The sequence below is a fragment of the Marichromatium purpuratum 984 genome (genome assembly GCF_000224005.2).
Taxonomy (GTDB): Bacteria; Pseudomonadota; Gammaproteobacteria; order Chromatiales; family Chromatiaceae; genus Marichromatium; species Marichromatium purpuratum.
In genome coordinates, this window is record NZ_CP007031.1 from 178,446 (window position 1) to 195,500 (window position 17,055).

13 protein-coding genes and 1 riboswitch are annotated in these 17,055 nt (G+C 69.5%); of the genes, 3 read left to right on the forward strand and 10 right to left on the reverse strand.

Going from position 1 to position 17,055, the window contains the following annotated elements; translation table 11 throughout:
- Positions 1-255 precede the first annotated feature (255 nt).
- Entirely contained in the window at positions 256-1,320 is a 1,065-nt protein-coding gene (locus MARPU_RS00825; RefSeq protein ID WP_005221927.1) for an efflux RND transporter periplasmic adaptor subunit, read from the forward strand.
- Entirely contained in the window at positions 1,313-4,570 is a 3,258-nt protein-coding gene (locus MARPU_RS00830) for an efflux RND transporter permease subunit (protein WP_005221925.1), read from the forward strand. The genes MARPU_RS00825 and MARPU_RS00830 overlap by 8 nt, the downstream gene beginning before the upstream one ends.
- Before the next feature lie 317 nt (positions 4,571-4,887).
- Here MARPU_RS00830 and moaD read toward each other — a convergent pair whose 3' ends face one another.
- From moaD to MARPU_RS00880, 10 genes are all read right to left on the reverse strand, one after another.
- Positions 4,888-5,142 (reverse strand): molybdopterin converting factor subunit 1, encoded by a 255-nt coding sequence (gene moaD / locus MARPU_RS00835; RefSeq protein WP_005221923.1) that lies wholly within the window; start codon positions 5,140-5,142, stop codon positions 4,888-4,890.
- Positions 5,143-5,149: 7 nt separating this feature from the next.
- Positions 5,150-6,388, reverse strand: a complete 1,239-nt coding sequence (locus MARPU_RS00840) for a molybdopterin molybdotransferase MoeA (RefSeq protein WP_005221922.1) — start codon at positions 6,386-6,388, stop codon at positions 5,150-5,152.
- Between the two features lie 8 nt (positions 6,389-6,396).
- On the reverse strand, positions 6,397-6,927 hold the full coding sequence (moaB, locus tag MARPU_RS00845) for a molybdenum cofactor biosynthesis protein B (RefSeq protein WP_005221921.1): 531 nt from the start codon (positions 6,925-6,927) through the stop codon (positions 6,397-6,399).
- A 662-nt stretch (positions 6,928-7,589) separates the two neighbouring features.
- Positions 7,590-7,964 carry a diacylglycerol kinase gene (locus tag MARPU_RS00850; protein ID WP_005221920.1) on the reverse strand — a complete coding sequence of 125 codons (375 nt, stop codon included), beginning with the start codon at positions 7,962-7,964 and terminating at the stop codon, positions 7,590-7,592.
- Positions 7,954-9,429, reverse strand: a complete 1,476-nt coding sequence (gene gcvPB / locus MARPU_RS00855; RefSeq protein WP_005221919.1) for an aminomethyl-transferring glycine dehydrogenase subunit GcvPB — start codon at positions 9,427-9,429, stop codon at positions 7,954-7,956. The genes MARPU_RS00850 and gcvPB overlap by 11 nt, the downstream gene beginning before the upstream one ends.
- A gap of 89 nt (positions 9,430-9,518) precedes the next feature.
- Entirely contained in the window at positions 9,519-10,016 is a 498-nt protein-coding gene (tpx, locus tag MARPU_RS00860; RefSeq protein WP_005221918.1) for a thiol peroxidase, read from the reverse strand.
- A 42-nt stretch (positions 10,017-10,058) separates the two neighbouring features.
- Positions 10,059-11,429 (reverse strand): aminomethyl-transferring glycine dehydrogenase subunit GcvPA, encoded by a 1,371-nt coding sequence (gene gcvPA, locus MARPU_RS00865; protein WP_005221917.1) that lies wholly within the window; start codon positions 11,427-11,429, stop codon positions 10,059-10,061.
- Positions 11,430-11,538: 109 nt separating this feature from the next.
- Positions 11,539-11,931: a glycine cleavage system protein GcvH gene (gene gcvH, locus MARPU_RS00870; protein ID WP_005221916.1), complete on the reverse strand. Its 393-nt coding sequence runs from the start codon at positions 11,929-11,931 to the stop codon at positions 11,539-11,541.
- Positions 11,932-12,018: 87 nt separating this feature from the next.
- The gene (gene gcvT, locus MARPU_RS00875; RefSeq protein ID WP_005221915.1) at positions 12,019-13,113 is read right to left on the reverse strand and encodes a glycine cleavage system aminomethyltransferase GcvT; all 1,095 of its coding nucleotides are present in this window, start codon (positions 13,111-13,113) and stop codon (positions 12,019-12,021) included.
- Between the two features lie 183 nt (positions 13,114-13,296).
- A riboswitch (glycine riboswitch) is annotated at positions 13,297-13,387 on the reverse strand.
- A gap of 79 nt (positions 13,388-13,466) precedes the next feature.
- Entirely contained in the window at positions 13,467-14,009 is a 543-nt protein-coding gene (locus tag MARPU_RS00880) for a zinc ribbon-containing protein (protein WP_005221914.1), read from the reverse strand.
- A gap of 454 nt (positions 14,010-14,463) precedes the next feature.
- Here MARPU_RS00880 and leuS point away from each other — a divergent pair, with 454 nt between their 5' ends.
- Positions 14,464-17,016 (forward strand): leucine--tRNA ligase, encoded by a 2,553-nt coding sequence (leuS, locus tag MARPU_RS00885; RefSeq protein ID WP_005221912.1) that lies wholly within the window; start codon positions 14,464-14,466, stop codon positions 17,014-17,016.
- The last annotated feature ends 39 nt before the right edge of the window (positions 17,017-17,055 follow it).

The following is a 17,055-nucleotide window of genomic DNA, read 5'->3' on the forward strand; positions in this document are numbered from 1 at the left end:
GTGGACCGATCGGTGCGTGCGAGCGGTCGGTATCGCCGCCGCCCCATGGGGCGGCGCTGCTCGACCCGAGCCGGGCTACGGTATAAAGGCCGTCACCGATTTGCAATCTTTCCGCACCCCCGATCGTCCCGTTTTCTCGCCCGATGGCGCCATACTGGGGGCGGACCGCGGTGCAGTGATGTGTTGGGAGTTGTTGAAAGGTCAACTGCGCCGCAAATATAATAAAATTCTAATATTTTGACGACTCTGACTCCCATGCGTACCATCCGATTGATTGCGGCGCTCGCCGCACTCGCCCCCGGCCTGCTCCAGGCCGCCGATAGCCCCGCTCTCGAGACCGCGGTCGCCGAATACCGCACGCTGCCGCGCGAGTACCGCCTCGACGGCATCGTCGAGGCGGTCAACCGCACCACGGTCTCGGCTCAGACCCAGGGTCGGGTCGAGGAGATCACCTTCGACGTCGACGATTACGTCGAGCAGAACACCGTGGTCGCCCGCATCAAGGATACCGAGCACCGTGCCAAGGTCGCCCAGGCCGCGGCCGACCTCAAGTCCGCCTCGGCGCGATTGCTGCAGGCGCGCGAGGAGTTCGAGCGCATCAAGGGCCTCTATGCGCGCAAGAACGTCTCCGACTCGGCGATGGACAAGGCCACCGCCGATCTCGCCGCCGCCCAGGCCGAGCTGGACTCGGCCACCGCGCGGCTCGAGCAGGCCCAGGAGCAGCTCGACTACACTCAGATCCGTGCCCCCTATTCGGGCATCGTCACCCACCGTCATGTCGAGGTCGGCGAGACCCTGTCGCCGGGGCAGCCGGTGATGACCGGCATCTCGCTCGATCAGTTGCGGGTGATCGTCGACGTGCCGCAGAGCGCGATCGCCTCGGTGCGTCGCGAGCCGCAGGCCCGCGTTTATCTGCCCGACGGTGAGCGGGTCGAGACCGATCGCATCACCGTCTTCCCCTTTGCCGATCTCGGCTCCAACACCTTCAAGGTGCGCGTCGAGCTGCCCGAGGGCACGCCGTCGCTGTTCCCTGGCATGTTCGTCAAGACCGGCTTCGTGGTCGGGGTGAAGGACGAGCTGGTGGTGCCGCGCGCGGCGGTGGCGCGTCGTTCCGAGGTCACCGGGGTCTATGTGCTGACCGACGAGGGCCACCTGATCCTGCGCCAGGTGCGTCTCGGGCGTGAGCTGGATGACGTGGTGGTGGTGCTCGCCGGGCTGAACGCCGGCGAGCGCGTCGCCCTCGATCCGATTGCCGCCGGGGTGGCGATCAAGACCCAGGCCGAGGCCCGGCGCGCGGCAGCGGAGAACGGTCATGACTGAGCCGGCGCAACAGGGGCTCGCGGGCGCCATCGCCGCGCGCTTCCAGAACAGCGAGATCACCCCGCTGCTCGCGCTGCTCGGGCTGTTGCTCGGGCTGTTCGCGATCCTGGTGACCCCGCGCGAGGAAGAGCCGCAGATCGACGTCACCTTCGCCGACGTCTTCATCCCCTATCCCGGGGCCTCGGCCAGCGAGATCGAGCACCTGGTCTCGGGTCCGGCCGAGCAGGTGCTCGCCGAGATCCAGGGCATCGAGCACATCTACTCGGTCTCGCGCCCCGGCATGGCGGTGCTCACCGTCCAGTACGAGGTCGGCGAGGACAACACCGACGCGGTGGTGCGGTTGTTCAGCAAGGTGCTGTCGAATCAGGACTGGCTGCCGCAGAACCTCGGCGTCGGCAGCGCGATCGTCAAGCCCAAGGGCATCGACGACGTGCCCATCCTCACCGCCACCCTGTGGTCGGACGATCCCGCCGTTGGCGCCTTTGAACTCGGGCAGGTGGCGCATGCCATCGAGCAGGAGATCAAGCGCGTCCCCGGCACCCGTGACGTCTACACCGTCGGTGCCGCCGACCAGGTGGTGCGGGTGCTGCTCGACCCGCAGGCGCTGGCCGGGTACGACATCGATCTCGACGACCTGCGCCGCTCGCTACAGGCCGGCAATGCCACCAGGGACAACCTGTCGGTGACCGCTGACAACCGCGAGTTGCTGGTGCAGGCCGGCACCTTCCTCACCAGCCCGCAGGAGATCGCCGATCTGGTGGTCGGGCTGCACGCCGGGCGTCCGGTCTATCTGCGTGACGTCGCCCGGGTCGAACTCGGGCCGCAGCAGCCGACCACCTCGGTGCGCATGGGCGCCGGGCTCGGCGCCACGCACACCGGGCTGGAGCTGGCCGGCAGCGTGCCGGCGGTGACCATCGCGGTGGCCAAGCTCCCCGGCATCAATGCCGTCGACGTCGCCGGGCGGGTGACCGAGCGGCTCGAGCAGCTGCGCGGCATCTTCATCCCCGACGGGGTGGAGTTCACCATCACCCGCGACTACGGCCAGACCGCCGACTACAAGGCCAAGAAGCTGATCACCAAGCTGATCTTCGCCACCAGCTCGGTGATCCTGCTGGTGTGGCTGACCATCGGCTGGCGCGAGGCGGTGATCGTCGGCGCGGCGGTGATCGTCACTCTGGCGCTGACCCTGTTCGCCTCGCTCGCCTGGGGCTTCACCCTCAACCGGGTGTCGCTGTTCGCGCTGATCTTCTCGATCGGCATCCTCGTCGACGACGCCATCGTGGTGGTCGAGAACATCCACCGTCACATGGCGCTGCACGCCAGCGGCGCGCGCCGTCGCCTGCTCGAGCTGATCCCGGGCGCGGTCGACGAGGTCGGCGGGCCGACCATCCTTGCCACCTTCACGGTGATCGCGGCGCTGCTGCCGATGGCCTTCGTCAGCGGTCTGATGGGCCCCTACATGAGCCCGATCCCGATCAACGCCTCGATGGGCATGCTGATCTCGCTGGTGGTGGCCTTCGTCTTCACCCCGTGGATGACCAACGCCATGCTCGCGCGCCACTACGACGCCGACCCACGGGCCGCGGCCGGTCACCAGGAAGAGGATGCCGCCGGTGGCCGACTGGCCCGCTTCTTCGTCTGGATCATGACCCCCTTCCTTGAGGGGCGACGCGGCTGGCGTAACCGCTGGTTCCTGCTGTTCGGCATCTTCGCGCTGATCGCCGCCTCGGTGAGCCTCGCGGTCAACCGCACCGTGATCCTCAAGATGCTGCCCTTCGACAACAAGAGCGAGTTCCAGGTGGTGCTCGACATGCCCGAGGGCACCAGTCTCGAGCACACCGCCCAGGTGCTCGCCGAGATGGGCGACTATCTCTCCGGGGTCGAGGAAGTCACCGACTTCCAGTCCTACGCCGGCACCGCCGCGCCGATCAACTTCAACGGTCTGGTGCGTCAGTACTATCTGCGCGAGGGCGCACACCTCGGTGACCTGCAGGTCAACCTGGTCGATGTGCATCATCGTGATCGCCAGAGCCACGAGATCGCGCTGGCGTTGCGCGCGCCGCTGCAGGAGATCGCCGAGCGTCACGGTGCGGTGGCCAAGATCGTCGAGATCCCGCCCGGTCCGCCGGTGCTCTCGCCGCTGGTCGCCGAGGTCTACGGTCTGGACTACAGCGGTCAGATCGAGACCGCGCGGGCGGTGCGGGCGCTGTTCGAGTCGACCCCGGGCGTCGTCGACGTCGACGACTCGGTCGAATACCCGGCCACCAAGTTGGTGGTGGTGGTCGATCGCGCCAAGGCCGCGCGGCTCGGGGTGGCGCAGTCGAGCATCGCCCAGGCGCTGGCGAGCGTGCTCGACGGCGACGACATGAGCTATCTGCACGGCGCCGGGGTCAAGTACGCGGTGCCGATCCGCGTCGAGTACAGCGAGGCCGACAAGGCCGACGTCGAGCAGGTGCTGGCGCTGCGGGTGCGCGCCGAGGGTGGTGCTCTGGTGCCGCTCTCGGAGATCGTCGAGGTGGTCGAGACCGAGCGCGAGCACAGCGTCTACCACAAGGATCTGCTGCCCGTGGTCTATGTCACCTCGGACGTCGCCGGGGATACCGACAGCCCGCTCTACGGTATGTTCGCCATCTCCGCCGCGCTCGACGAGCGCATCGGGTTCGATCAGTGGTTCCTGCAGCAGCCGGACAACCCCTATGAGTACAGCCTCAAGTGGGACGGCGAGTGGCAGATCACCTACGAGACCTTCCGCGACATGGGTGCTGCCTATGGGGTCGGACTGATCCTGATCTATCTGCTGGTGGTGGCGCAGTTCCGCAGCTATCTGGTGCCGTTGGTGATCATGGCGCCGATCCCGCTGACCATCATCGGGATCATGCCCGGGCACGCCCTGCTCGGCGCCCAGTTCACCGCCACCTCGATGATCGGCATGATCGCCCTGGCCGGCATCATCGTGCGCAACTCCATCCTGCTGGTCGACTTCATCAACCAGCAGGTGCGCGAGGGCAAGGCGTTCGCCTCGGCGGTGATCGACTCGGCGGTAGTCCGAGCCCGACCGATCGCGCTCACCGCGGTCGCGGCGATGGCCGGTGCGGCCTTCATCCTCGACGACCCGATTTTCTCCGGGCTCGGGGTGTCGCTGCTGTTCGGTCTGTTCGTCTCCACCGTCCTCACCCTGGTGGTGATCCCGGTGGTCTACTACGGCGTGATGCACAAGCGCGTCGAGTGGATCCGCCGCGCCACCGGCTGATCGTCCCGCCAATCGCCGGTACGTTGGTTGGGTTGCCAGGACGGCAACCCAACCCTCGTCGGCGCAGAAGACCGAACAGCTAAAGACTGAACCGCAAAGGCGCCAAGCGCGCAAAGTTTTTGCCGGTTGGGTTGCCCGTGCGTCTATTGTTCTATCGCTGTCCGGTGTTGGGTTGCCGATGGCAACCCAACCTACGTCCGGACCTGAGTTGTCAGCTCCCAGCCGCCAGCTCCGGTGGCTGACGGCTGGAGGCACTCCTCTCCTTCGCGTCCTTAGCGCCTTCGCGGTTCATCTTCGCGGTTCATCTCCCCGACGCGCTACCCCCCCGTCACCGGTGGGAAGAGCCCGATCTCGTCGCCGTCGCTGATCTCGGTCTCGGCGCGGGCGAGGGTCTGGTTGCGCGCCATCATCAGCCGAGGGGTGGCTGCGAGGGCCTCGCGCCAGGGGGCGCCGCGCGCGCTCAGGTGCGTGACCAGCGCGCCCAGGGTGTCGACCCCGGCGGGGAGTTCGATGTGCTCCTCGTCGTGACCAATGCGCTCGCGCAGGCTGGCGAAGTAGCGGACGTGGATCATCGCGCTCTCAGTGCAGCAGCTCGGTGAAGGGGATGAACTCGACCGGGTCGCCCGGGGCGATCGTCACCCCGGGGGCGAGGTCGACCAGCCCGTCGGCCCACACCAGCGAGCGCAGCGAGGCCGAGGAGCGGCTGGCGAAGACCTCGACCCGGGGCTGTCCGCTGTCGTCCTCGACCAGCCGGGCGCGGTGGAATTCGCGGCGCTTGTCCGGGCGCGGCCAGGCGAAGGCGGCGGGCAGCCTGAGCCGACGCGGCGCGAGGTCGCCGCCGACGCCCTGCATCCGCAGCACCAGCGGGCGCACCAGCAGCGCACAGGTGACGAACAGCGAGACCGGGTTGCCGGGGCTGCCGAAAAACGGGGTGTCGCCGACCCGCCCGAAGGCCACCGGCTTGCCCGGGCGGATCGCCACCTGGTGCAGCGCGAGTGTGCCGATGCGCTCGACGGCCGGGCGTACATGATCCTCCTCGCCGACCGAGACCCCGCCGCTGGCGATCACCAGATCGGCCGCGTCGGCGCCGCGGGCGAGGGTCGCGCAGGTCGCCTCCAGGTCATCGGGGATGCGCCCGAGATCGATCACCTCGCAGCCGAGCGCGCTGAGCATCGCCCCCAGGGTGAGACGGTTGGAGTCGTAGATTTGGCCGGGGCCGAGCGGTGCGCCGGGCGCGACCAGCTCGTCGCCGCTGGCACCGATCGCCACCCGCAGCCGGGGGCGCACCATGAGTTCGGCCAGCCCCAGGCTGGCGGCGAGCCCGAGGTGCTGGGGGCCGAGCCGGGTGCCGGCGGCGATCACCTCGGTGCCGGCGGCGAAGTCCTCGCCGGCGTGGCGGATGTTGCCGCCCGCCTTGCACTCGGGCGGGATGCGTACCCGTTCGCCGTCGCGCTCGCACTGCTCCTGCATCACCACGGTGTCGGCGCCCTCGGGCACCGGGGCACCGGTGAAGATCCGCGCCGCGCTGCCCGGCGCGAGCGGCGTGCCGACCGTGCCGGCGGTGATGCGCTGGCCGATCGGCAGCCAGCCGTCGGCGGCGGCGAGGTCGGCATGGCGCAGCGCATAGCCGTCCATCGCGCTGTGGTCCCAGTGCGGGACCGCCAGCGGGCTGCGCAGCGGTGCGGCGAGCACCCGACCGAGCGCGGCGGCGAGCGCCACCGGTTCGCTGGTGCTGGGTGTCGGCGCCTGTTCGAGCAGCCGCGCGAGCGCGGCCTCGAGTGACAGGGCGCGGGGAGAGGCGGGACAACTGGCGGACATCGCGGACCTCAACGTTCGTGGAGACGGGGCAGCAGCTGGGCGAAGTTGCAGGGGCGGGTGCGGCGGTCGAGCTGGGGGGCGAGGATGCGCTCCCAGGCGGTGCGACAGGCCCCGGTCGAGCCCGGCAGGCAGAACAGGAAGGTGGCGTTGGCCAGCCCGGCGAAGGCGCGCGACTGCAGCGTGGAGGGGCCGATCTCGGCGAGCGAGTAGTGTCGGAACAGCTCGCCGAAGCCCTCGATCTCCTTGTCGAGCAGCGGGCGCAGCGCCTCCGGGGTGCTATCGCGGCCGGTCACCCCGGTGCCGCCGGTGCTGATCACGACATCGACGGCGGGGTCGGCGATCCACTGCGAGACCTGGGCGCGCAGTCGGTAGATGTCGTCGGCGACGACACAGCGCGTCACCACCTGGTGCCCGGCCGTGCGCGCGGCCTCCTCGAGCAGCGCCCCCGAGGTGTCGCTGGCGAGGTCGCGACTGTCGGAGACGGTCATCAGCGCGATGCGCAGTGGCAGGAACTCGGGCGATCCGGTCGTCTGGGACATGCGGCAAGACTCCCTGCTGGCTCAGTGATCCGAGACGGGCGTGTACACGCCACGCGTCGGGTCATCATCGCCGCCCGCTGCGGGGCTGGCAAGGGGGAGGGTAGCTCCCAGCGGCCAGCTATCAGCCGCCAGTCGCCAGTCGCCAGCCGCCAGCCGCCAGCCGCCAGCCGCCAGCCGCCAGTCGCCGGGGCTGATGGCTGGACGCTGACTCGAACCGCAAAGACGCCAAGCGCGCGAAGCAAGGATGTTTCGGTTGGATGGCCGCTGCAGGCAGTCGAGCGTCGTTTGCGCCAGCCGTCAGCCGTCAGCCGTCAGCCGTCAGCCACCAGCCGCCAGTCGTCAGCCACCAGTCGCCAGTCGTCAGCCGCCGGGGCTGATGGCTGGACGCTGATTCGAACCGCAAAGACGCCAAGCGCGCGAAGCAAGGATGTTTCGGTTGGGTGGTCGCTCCAGGCGATCGAGCGCCGTTTGCGCCAGCCGCCAGTCGTCAGTCACCAGCCACCAGCCGCCAGTGAGGCGCGGCGGTCCGCTGCCGCTCATGATCGCTACCCGCGGACGCCCGCTGGGGAGCGTCGCTTGAATCATCCGTCAGCCGCCAGCCACCAGCCACCGGGACTGGTGGCCGGGGCTGACGGCTGGCGGCTGGTAGCCGGCCGCTGCGGTCAAAAGAGCTTGGGCACCAGCAGCAGGGCCCAGATCACCACGCACAGGGTGATGCTGGAGAACACCGCCGCCGAGGCGATGTCCTTGGCGCGCCCCGAGAGTTCGTGGCGCTCCGTGCCGATGCGATCGACGTTGGCCTCGATCGCCGAGTTGAGCAGCTCGACGATCGGTACCACCAGCAGGCTGCCGACGAGCAGGGCGCGCTCGACCGGGGTCTCGCCGAGCCACAGCCCGAGCGGGACCAGCGGGATCAGCAGGAACAGCTCCTGGCGGAACGCCTCCTCCAGCTCGTAGCAGGCGCGGAAGCCCTTCATCGAGTAGCCGAAGGCGCGCACCACCCGGCGCCAGCCCTGATTGCCGCCGTTATTGGCCATCGCCGCCCCCGTCGGCCTGCTGTGGGGTCCAGGCGAGGTCGAGGTGGCGCGCCGCGCGCACGTCGTCGAGACGGCGCCGCGGCATGGTGTAGGGCGCGCCCTTGAGCTTCTCGGGGTCCTCCTGGGCCTCGCGACGGATCGCGATCATCGCCTCGACGAAGCCGTCGAGCGACTCCTGGGTCTCGGTCTCGGTCGGCTCGATCAGCAGGCACTCGGGCACCAGCAGCGGGAAGTAGGTGGTCGGGGCGTGGAAGCCATGGTCGAGCAGCCGTTTGGCGAAGTCCATCGCGGTGACGCCGTACTCCTTGGCCTCACGCTTGAGGGTGACGATGAACTCGTGGCTGGCGCGCCGCTCCGGGTAGGCCAGCTCGAAGCCCGCCGCCTGCAGCCGCGCCATCAGATAGTTGGCGTTGAGGGTGGCGAAGTCGGCCACCCGCGCCATGCCCTCGCGTCCGAGCATCCGCGCGTAGACATAGGCGCGCAGCAGGATGCCCATGTTGCCGCCGAAGGCGGTCATGCGACCGATGGTCTCGGGGCGGTCGGCCTCGGTCAGCCAGCGGTAGTCGTCGCCCTCGCGTTCGACCAGCGGCACCGGCAGATAGGGCGCGACCCGCGCCGAGACGCCCACCGGACCCGCGCCCGGACCACCGCCGCCGTGCGGGGTGGAGAAGGTCTTGTGCAGGTTCATGTGGATGACGTCGAAGCCCATGTCGCCCGGACGCACCTTGCCGAGGATGGCGTTGAGGTTGGCGCCGTCGTAGTAGAGCAGGCCGCCGGCGTCGTGGACGATGCGGGCGATCTCCTCGATGTTGCGATCGAACACCCCGACGGTGCTCGGGTTGGTGAGCATGATGCCCGCCGTCTGCGGCCCCACCGCTGCCTTCAGCGCCTCGACGTCGACGTCGCCGTCGGGACCGGTGGGGATCTCGCGCGCCTGGTAGCCGCACATCACCGCCGAGGCCGGGTTGGTGCCGTGGGCGGCGTCGGGGATCAGCATCTCGGTGCGGGCGTGATCGCCGCGCGCGAGGTGATAGGCGCGGATCATCGCCACTCCGGTCAGCTCACCCTGGGCGCCGGCGGCAGGCGCCAGCGACACCGCGCTCATCCCGGTCACCGCCTTGAGGATCTCCTGCAGGTCGTGGAGACAGGCCATCACCCCCTGACCGTGCTCGACCGGCGCCAGCGGGTGACGCTCGGCGAAGCCGGGCAGCGCGGCCAGGCTGTTGCACACCCGCGGGTTGTATTTCATCGTGCAGGAGCCGAGCGGGTAGAAGTGGGTGTCGATCGAGAAATTCTGCTGCGACAGCCGGGTGTAGTGACGCACCACCTGCAGCTCTGAGACCTCGGGCAGCCGCGGACGCGCGCGGCGGCGCAGCGCCTGCGGGATGTCGCTCGGCTCTGGGGTGTGGCTCGGGGCCAGGACGTTGGCGCGGCGTCCGGGGCGGGATTGGTCGTGGATCAGCATGGCGATAGGGTCCGTCGGGTGGTGCGGCCCGCGTCGGCGGGCCCGGGAGCTGGGGCCGCGCCGCACCTCGGGGCGCGGCGCGGGTCGGTTCAGAGCGCGGCGAGGGCGGCCGCGTAGTCGGGTTCCTCGGTGATCTCGGGGACCAGCTGGCAGTGGATCACCCGGTCCTCGGCGTCGAGCACCACCACGGCGCGGGCGCAGATGCCGGCCAGCGGACCGTCGGCGATCAGCACCCCGTAGTCACGCGCGAACGCCTGCGAGCGCATCAGCGACAGCGGGATCAAGTTGTCGATGCCCTCGGCGCCGCAGAAGCGGCCCATGGCGAACGGCAGGTCGGCCGAGATCACCAGCGCCACGGCGTCGTCGCGCTCGGCCATGGCGGCGTTGAAGCGCTGGGTGGAGAGCGCACACACCGGGGTGTCGAGGCTGGGGACGATGTTGAGCAGCTTCTTCTTCCCGGCGAAGTCGGCCAGGGTACGGTCGTTGAGGTCCTTGTCGACCAGGGTGAAGTCGGGGGCCTGCTGCCCGACGGCGGGCAGGGTGCCGGTGAGGGTGACGGGCGAGCCTTGCAGTGCGGTCTGTACCATGGGTGATGTCTCCGCTGCGATGGGGAAGCCGTGGCCGGGCGTTCAGCCGGCCTCGAGGATCTCGGCGAGGGCGCTGGCGTAGCGGCGCATCTCCTCCTCGCTGCGCTGCTCGGTGGCGCACACCAGCAGCGCGTCGTCGAGTTCGGGATAGTCGGCGCCGAGGGCGAAGCCGCCGAGCACGTCGGCCTCGGCGGCGAGCCGGTCGAGCACCTCGCGCGGCGCGCGCGGCAGGCGCAGCGCCTGTTCGTGGAAGATTGCGCCGGTGAATGCCGGCTCGACCCCGGGGAGGGCGCAGAGCCGCTCGACGAGCCCCAGGGTGTTGGCATGACAGGCGCGCGCGACCTGCTCCAGCCCCTCGGCGCCGAGCAGCGCCAGGTGGATGGTCGCGGCGGTCACCATCAGCCCCTGGTTGGTGCAGATGTTGGAGGTCGCCTTGCTGCGGCGGATGTGTTGCTCGCGCGCCTGCAGGGTGAGGGTGAAACCGGGCTTGCCGTCGGCATCGAGGGTGCGCCCGACGATACGCCCCGGCAGCTGGCGCACCAGCGCCTGCTTGCAGCAGAGGAAACCGGCGTAGGGGCCACCCGAGGACAGCGGCATGCCGAACGGCTGGGCCTCGCCGCAGGCGATGTCGGCGCCCGCCGCGCCCCATTCGCCGGGGGGCGTGAGCAGCGCCAGGGCCAGCGGGTTGACCACCGCCACGGCCAGCGCGCCCTGCTCGTGGGCCCAGTCGGTGAGGGCGTCGACCGTCTCGAGCACGCCGAAGAAGTTGGGCTGGTTGATCATCACCGCCGCCACGCCCTGGTCGCCGGCGAGCGCGGCGCAGCGCTCCACCGGGGTCTGGCCGCTGGCGGCGTCGAAGTCGACCTCGACCAGCTCCAGCCCCTGCGGCTCGACGATGGTGCGTACCGTGCTCCGGTACAGCGGGTGCAGCGCGCGCGGCATCAGCACGCGCCTGGACTTGCAGCGACGGTTGGCGCGCACCGCCATCAGCAGCGCCTCGGCGAGCGCGGTGGCGCCGTCGTAGAGCGAGGTGTTGGAGGCGTCCAGCGCGGTGAGCGCGGTCATCATCGACTGGAATTCGTAGAGCACCTGCAGCGTGCCCTGGCTGGCCTCGGCCTGGTAGGGGGTGTAGGCGCTGTAGTACTCGCCACGGGTGGCGATCTGCCACACCGCCGCCGGGATGTAGTGATCATAGGCGCCGGCGCCGATGAAGCAGGCCGGCTGCTCGTCGGTCTGGGCGCGCAGGCGCATCAGTCGGGTGATCTCCTGCTCCGAGAGCGCGGGCGGGATCTCGGCGCGCTCGCCGCTGCGCAGCGCGGCGGGGATCTCGTCGAACAGCGCCTCGATCGAGGGGGCCCCGATGGCCTGGAGCATCGCGGCGACGTCGTCGTCGGTGTGTGGGATGAAGGGCATGGTCTGGATTCCGGGGCCCGCGGCGCGGGCGCGTCTGCCTTGAACGGGACCAGCGCGCGCCGCGCGCGCCGGGCGAGGTGCCGGCCCCGATCGGGGCCGGTGGCTGGGCTCAGTCCTCTTCCTCGAGCACCTTGGCGTAGGCCGCGGCGTCGAGCAGGGCGTCGAGCGCAGCGGCGTCGCTCGGCGCGAGACGGAAGATCCAGCCCTCGGCGTGCGCGCTGGCGTTGATCAGCTCGGGGGCGTCGCCGAGCGCCTCGTTGGCCTCGACCACCTCGCCGGCGAGCGGGGCGTAGATGTCGGAGGCGGCCTTCACCGACTCGACCACGGCGCAGGCCTCGGCGGCGGCGACCTGGCGTCCGGTCTCCGGGACCTCGACGAAGACGATGTCGCCGAGCGCCTCCTGGGCGTGATCGGTGATGCCGACGGTGACGGTACCGTCGCCGTTGTCGCGCACCCACTCGTGGCTCTTGGTGTATTTCAGATCGGCGGGGATGTCGCTCATTGGGGGTTCTCCGTTGCGGTCTGCGCGCAGACGCTCGATGTCATGGCTGCCGGGAGAGACCCGGCAGGTTCGGATAGGGGTCGGGGTTCAGGCGAGGTCGATCAATGCTTTGCCGTGACGCGCGAAGGGCGGTTTGACCACGCGCGCGGGCACGGCCTTGTCGCGGATCAGCACCGCGCAGCGTTCGCCGATCGTCGGGGCGACGCGCGCCAGCGCGATCGAGCCGCCGAGGGTCGGGGCGAAGCCGCCGGAGGTGATCTCGCCGGCGACCTCGCCGTCGATCAGCACCTGTTGGTGACCGCGCAGCACGCCGCGCCCCTCCAGCACCAGACCGACGAAGCGGCGCAGTCCGCCGCGTTCGCGCTGCGCGGCGAGCGCGGCGCGACCGATGAAGTCACGCTCGGCCGGTTCCCAGGCGAGGGTCCAGCCGAGCCCGGCCTCGAGCGGGCTGGTCTCCTCGTCCATGTCCTGACCGTAGAGGTTCATGCCCGCCTCGAGGCGCAGGGTGTCGCGCGCGCCCAGGCCGCAGGGCTGTACCCCGGCCTGCTCCAGCGCCTGCCACAACGTGGCGGCCTCGGTGGCCGGAAGCATGATCTCGAAGCCGTCCTCGCCGGTATAGCCGGTGCGCCCGACGAACCAGTCCTCGTGCTCGGTGGCGAAGAAGGGGGCGAGCGCCTGTGCCCGTTCAGCCAGCGGCGCGGCGAGCAGCGGGAGGGTCTTGGCGCGGGCCTCGGGGCCCTGCACGGCGATCATCGCCAGGTCCTCGCGCGGTTGGATGTCGACCGCAAAGCCGGCGCGCTGTTGCGCCATCCAGTCGAGGTCCTTGGCGGCGGTGGCGGCGTTGACCACCAGACGATAGCGCTCGGGGCCGCGCAGATAGACGATGAGGTCGTCGATCACCCCGCCCTCGGGGTTGAGCATGCAGCTGTAGAGGGCCTTGCCGGGCTGGGTGAGACGGGCGACGTCATTGGCGAGCAGGTGGCGGAGGAAGTCGCGCGCCTGCGCACCCTCGATGTCGACCGGACGCATGTGGGAGACGTCGAACATGCCCGCGGCGCGGCGCACCGTGTGGTGTTCCTCGAGCTGGGAGCCGTAGTGCAGCGGCATGTCCCAGCCGCCGAAGGGGACGATGCGCGCGCCCAGACGCACGTGCTCTGCAAACAGGGGGGTACGTGATCCCATTCGACTCTCCGCTAGACTGTTCGGGATGCCGCGCGCGCGGCCAGATAACGACGTCGCGGATCGTTCGATCCGCGGCATCGCCCCTCTGTCTTAGACCTGAGAGTTTGCTGGTGGTGACCGGGTGGTTCCACCGCTGCCCCGTCGGTGGGCCGCGCCTGTGGCGGCCACTCTCCAGAGTCGGTCCTCGTTCCCGCAGTCCTTTTGCCTGAGCGATTCCGGGCGATGTTGCGCCTTCGGCGCCGGCGAAGCTGCCGGTCTCTCCCGCGGGACATGACACGAGCGGCCACTATAAGCGTGCCCCCGGTCGATTTCCAGCCCCGCGCGCGGGCTCGCACCCGCGCGCGCTGGATGGCTCAGCCCTGTTGGTCCTCGCGCCCGACCGGATTGCGGCGGAAGCTGGTGGCGCCGCACTCGGCGCAGGGCGGGATGCGACCGGCCTTGACGAAGTGGGTCTCGGCGCCGCACTTGTCGCACACCAGGGTGCCGGGTCCGGTGATCTCGCCGGCCTGGTAGAGGCTCATCCGCCGCGCCGTCTCGGCGATCTGGGCGAGCTGCAGCCGGGTCTGGTCGGCGACCTGGCTGAAGGCCTCGAACAGCCGTCGCTCCATCAGCTCCAGATCGAAGCGCCACCAGTCGCGGATGTCCTGGCCGGTCTCGGCGACGAAGCCGGCGGCGTCCTCGATGTCGCGACGGATGTAGTCGGCGACGCGCTGCGCCTCCTCGCGGCTGAGTTCGCCGAGTTCGACCAGGTTGTCGCGGGTCTTGTCGAGCACCTCGCGCAACCGCGGTGCCGTCTCGTTCTGCGCCTGCTCGATCGCCTCGTGGGCGTCCTCGAGCATGCGCTCGTAGGCGCGCACCAGCCGGTCGTCTTTCGGGTTCCTGTCTTGATCGCTCATGATCTGTCTCTCCAGTGGTCCACTGGACCATCTTGGGCCGGCATCGGCCCGGGGCGAAGACAGCGGGCATCGGGCGACACCCGGTGTGGATCGCGTCGACTCCAGCATAGCAAAAGGGCGCTAGCGGGACTCGGCGGCTAGGATTTTGAACCGCAAAGACACCGGGGGCTTGAACCGCAAAGGCGCTAAGAGCGCGAAGATGAAGAAAGGCTTCCAGCTGCCAGCCTCCAGTGAGGGGGCTGGCTTGTCTCGTCGCGTCGCGGTTGACCGCACACCGATACTGGAGGCTGTTCGCTGAAGGCTGTCGCTCTCTTCGCGTCCTTTGGGTCTTTGCGGTTCAATCTCTCGATCGCCGGCCACCGACGGCTGCCTCCCCCCCGGTCGCCGTGCATCATCGAGCTGGGTTATGCTTTCGTCATCATTCCAACCCCAGTTGTCACAAGACCGAAGACCCATGCAGACCGATTACGATCCGTGCGCCGTCGAGGCCGCGGCCCAACGCTATTGGGAAGAGCACCAGTCCTTCAAGGCCGTCGAGGACAGCTCGCGCGAGAAGTTCTACTGCCTGTCGATGTTCCCCTATCCCTCGGGGCGGCTGCACATGGGGCACGTGCGCAACTACACCATCGGCGACGTGATCGCACGCTACCAGCGCATGCTCGGCAAGAACGTGCTCCAGCCGATGGGCTGGGACGCCTTCGGCCTGCCGGCGGAGAACGCCGCGATCACCCACGGCATTCCGCCGTCGCAGTGGACGCGCTCGAACATCGCCTACATGAAGGACCAGCTCAAGAAGCTCGGCTTCGGCTACGACTGGGATCGTGAGCTGGCCACCTGCGACCCCGACTACTATCGCTGGGAGCAGTGGCTGTTCACCCGGCTGATCGACAAGGGCCTGGCCTATCGTGCCAAGGCGATGGTCAACTGGGACCCGATCGACCAGACCGTGCTCGCCAACGAGCAGGTGATCGACGGGCGCGGCTGGCGCTCCGGTGCGCCGATCGAGAAGCGCGAGATCACCCAGTGGTGCGTGCGCATCACCGACTACGCCGAGGAGCTGCTCACCGCGCTCGACGGTCTCGACGGCTGGCCGGAGCGGGTGCGCACCATGCAGCGCAACTGGATCGGCCGTTCCGAGGGCGTGCACATGACCTTCGGCGTGGCCGACAGCGACGAGACGCTGGGCATCTACACCACCCGCCCGGACACCGTGATGGGCGTGACCTATGTCGCCGTCGCCGCCGAGCACCCGCTGGCGCGTCGCGCCGCCGAGACCGATCCGGCGCTCGCCGCCTTCATCGAGGAATGTCGCCAGGGCGGGATCTCCGAGGCCGAGATCGAGACCATGGAGAAGAAGGGTCATCCCCTCGGCATCGACGCCATCCACCCGATCACCGGCGAGCCGGTGCCGATCTATGCCGCCAACTTCGTGCTCATCGGCTACGGCACCGGCGCGGTGATGGCCGTCCCCGCGCACGACCAGCGCGACTGGGAGTTCGCCGAGCGCTACGGCATCGCCAAGCGCGCGGTGATCCGCCCGGCCGATGCCGAGAGCTGCGACATCAGCGCCGCGGCCCTCACCGACAAGGGCGTGCTGTTCAACTCCGGCGAGTTCGACGGTCTGACCTCCGAGCAGGCCTTCGACGCCATCGCCACCTGGCTCGGCGAGCAGGGCAAGGGCGAGCGCACCGTCAACTTCCGCCTGCGCGACTGGGGCGTGTCGCGCCAGCGCTACTGGGGCTGTCCGCTGCCGGTGGTCAATACCGCCGACGGCGAGGCGCGTCCCGAGACCGAGCTGCCGGTGCGTCTGCCCGAGGACGTGGTGGTCGACGGCTCCGGCTCGCCGCTCAAGCGCATGCCCGAGTTCTCCGAGCTCGGTAACGGCGAGACCCGCGAGACCGACACCTTCGATACCTTCTTCGAGTCGAGCTGGTACTACGCCCGTTACTGCTCGCCGGACTGCGACACCGCCATGCTCGACGAGCGCGCCAAGTACTGGCTGCCGGTCGATCAGTACATCGGCGGCATCGAGCACGCGGTGCTGCACCTGCTCTATGCCCGTTTCTTCCACAAGCTGATGCGCGACGAGGGCCTGGTCGACTGCGACGAGCCCTTCACCAAGCTGCTCACCCAGGGCATGGTGGTGGCCGAGACCTGGTATCGCGAGGACGCCGACGGGCGCAAGCAGTGGTTCAATCCCGCCGAGGTCGTGCCGGTGCGCGACGACAAGGGGCGGGTGGTCTCGGCGGTGCTCGAGGCCGACGGCGAGCCGGTGACCTACGGCGGCATCGAGAAGATGTCGAAATCGAAGAACAACGGTGTCGATCCGCAGACGCTCACCGAGCGCTACGGCGCCGACACGGTGCGGCTCTACACCATGTTCACCTCGCCGCCGGACCAGTCGCTGGAGTGGAACGACGAGGGTGTCGAGGGTGCCTTCCGCTTCATCAAGCGGCTGTGGGCGTTGGCCGCCGCTGAGGCCGAGACGATCCGCGCCGGTGCCGCGCCGGCCGACCTCGACGAGGCGGCCAAGGCCGCGCGTCTGGAGATCCACGGCGCACTCAAGAAGGCCCTGTTCGACTATCAGCGCAACCAGTTCAACACCGTGGTGTCGGGCTGCATGAGCATGGTCAACACCCTCTATCGGCTGGAGTCGGCGGCGCGCGCGCAGGTGCTGCGCGAGGGCGTGAGCATCGTGCTGCGGCTGCTCGGCCCGATCGCGCCGCACGTCACCCACCATCTGTGGCGCGACCTCGGCTTCGGCGACGACATCCTCGCCGCGCCCTGGCCCGAGGTCGACGAGTCGGCGCTGGTGCAGGACTGCATCGAATACGTGGTGCAGGTCAACGGCAAGGTGCGCGCCAAGATCAAGGTCGCGGCCGACGCCGACAAGGTGGCGATCGAGGCCGCCGCGCTGGCCGACGAGCACGCACGCAAGTTCATCGGCGACAAGACCGTGCGCAAGGTGATCGTGGTACCGAAGAAGCTGGTCAACATCGTCGCCTGAGGTGCGCCCCTCCTCGGGGCCGCTCCCGGCGAGGGGTGT

Excerpts from the sequence above, each read along its gene's own strand:
- MARPU_RS00825 (WP_005221927.1), top strand. The coding sequence starts at position 256 with ATGCGTACCATCCGATTGATTGCGGCGCTCGCCGCACTCGCCCCCGGC.
- MARPU_RS00830 (WP_005221925.1), top strand. The coding sequence starts at position 1,313 with ATGACTGAGCCGGCGCAACAGGGGCTCGCGGGCGCCATCGCCGCGCGC.
- moaD (WP_005221923.1), bottom strand. The coding sequence starts at position 5,142 with ATGATCCACGTCCGCTACTTCGCCAGCCTGCGCGAGCGCATTGGTCAC.
- MARPU_RS00840 (WP_005221922.1), bottom strand. The coding sequence starts at position 6,388 with ATGTCCGCCAGTTGTCCCGCCTCTCCCCGCGCCCTGTCACTCGAGGCC.
- moaB (WP_005221921.1), bottom strand. The coding sequence starts at position 6,927 with ATGTCCCAGACGACCGGATCGCCCGAGTTCCTGCCACTGCGCATCGCG.
- MARPU_RS00850 (WP_005221920.1), bottom strand. The coding sequence starts at position 7,964 with ATGGCCAATAACGGCGGCAATCAGGGCTGGCGCCGGGTGGTGCGCGCC.
- gcvPB (WP_005221919.1), bottom strand. The coding sequence starts at position 9,429 with ATGCTGATCCACGACCAATCCCGCCCCGGACGCCGCGCCAACGTCCTG.
- tpx (WP_005221918.1), bottom strand. The coding sequence starts at position 10,016 with ATGGTACAGACCGCACTGCAAGGCTCGCCCGTCACCCTCACCGGCACC.
- gcvPA (WP_005221917.1), bottom strand. The coding sequence starts at position 11,429 with ATGCCCTTCATCCCACACACCGACGACGACGTCGCCGCGATGCTCCAG.
- gcvH (WP_005221916.1), bottom strand. The coding sequence starts at position 11,931 with ATGAGCGACATCCCCGCCGATCTGAAATACACCAAGAGCCACGAGTGG.
- gcvT (WP_005221915.1), bottom strand. The coding sequence starts at position 13,113 with ATGGGATCACGTACCCCCCTGTTTGCAGAGCACGTGCGTCTGGGCGCG.
- MARPU_RS00880 (WP_005221914.1), bottom strand. The coding sequence starts at position 14,009 with ATGAGCGATCAAGACAGGAACCCGAAAGACGACCGGCTGGTGCGCGCC.
- leuS (WP_005221912.1), top strand. The coding sequence starts at position 14,464 with ATGCAGACCGATTACGATCCGTGCGCCGTCGAGGCCGCGGCCCAACGC.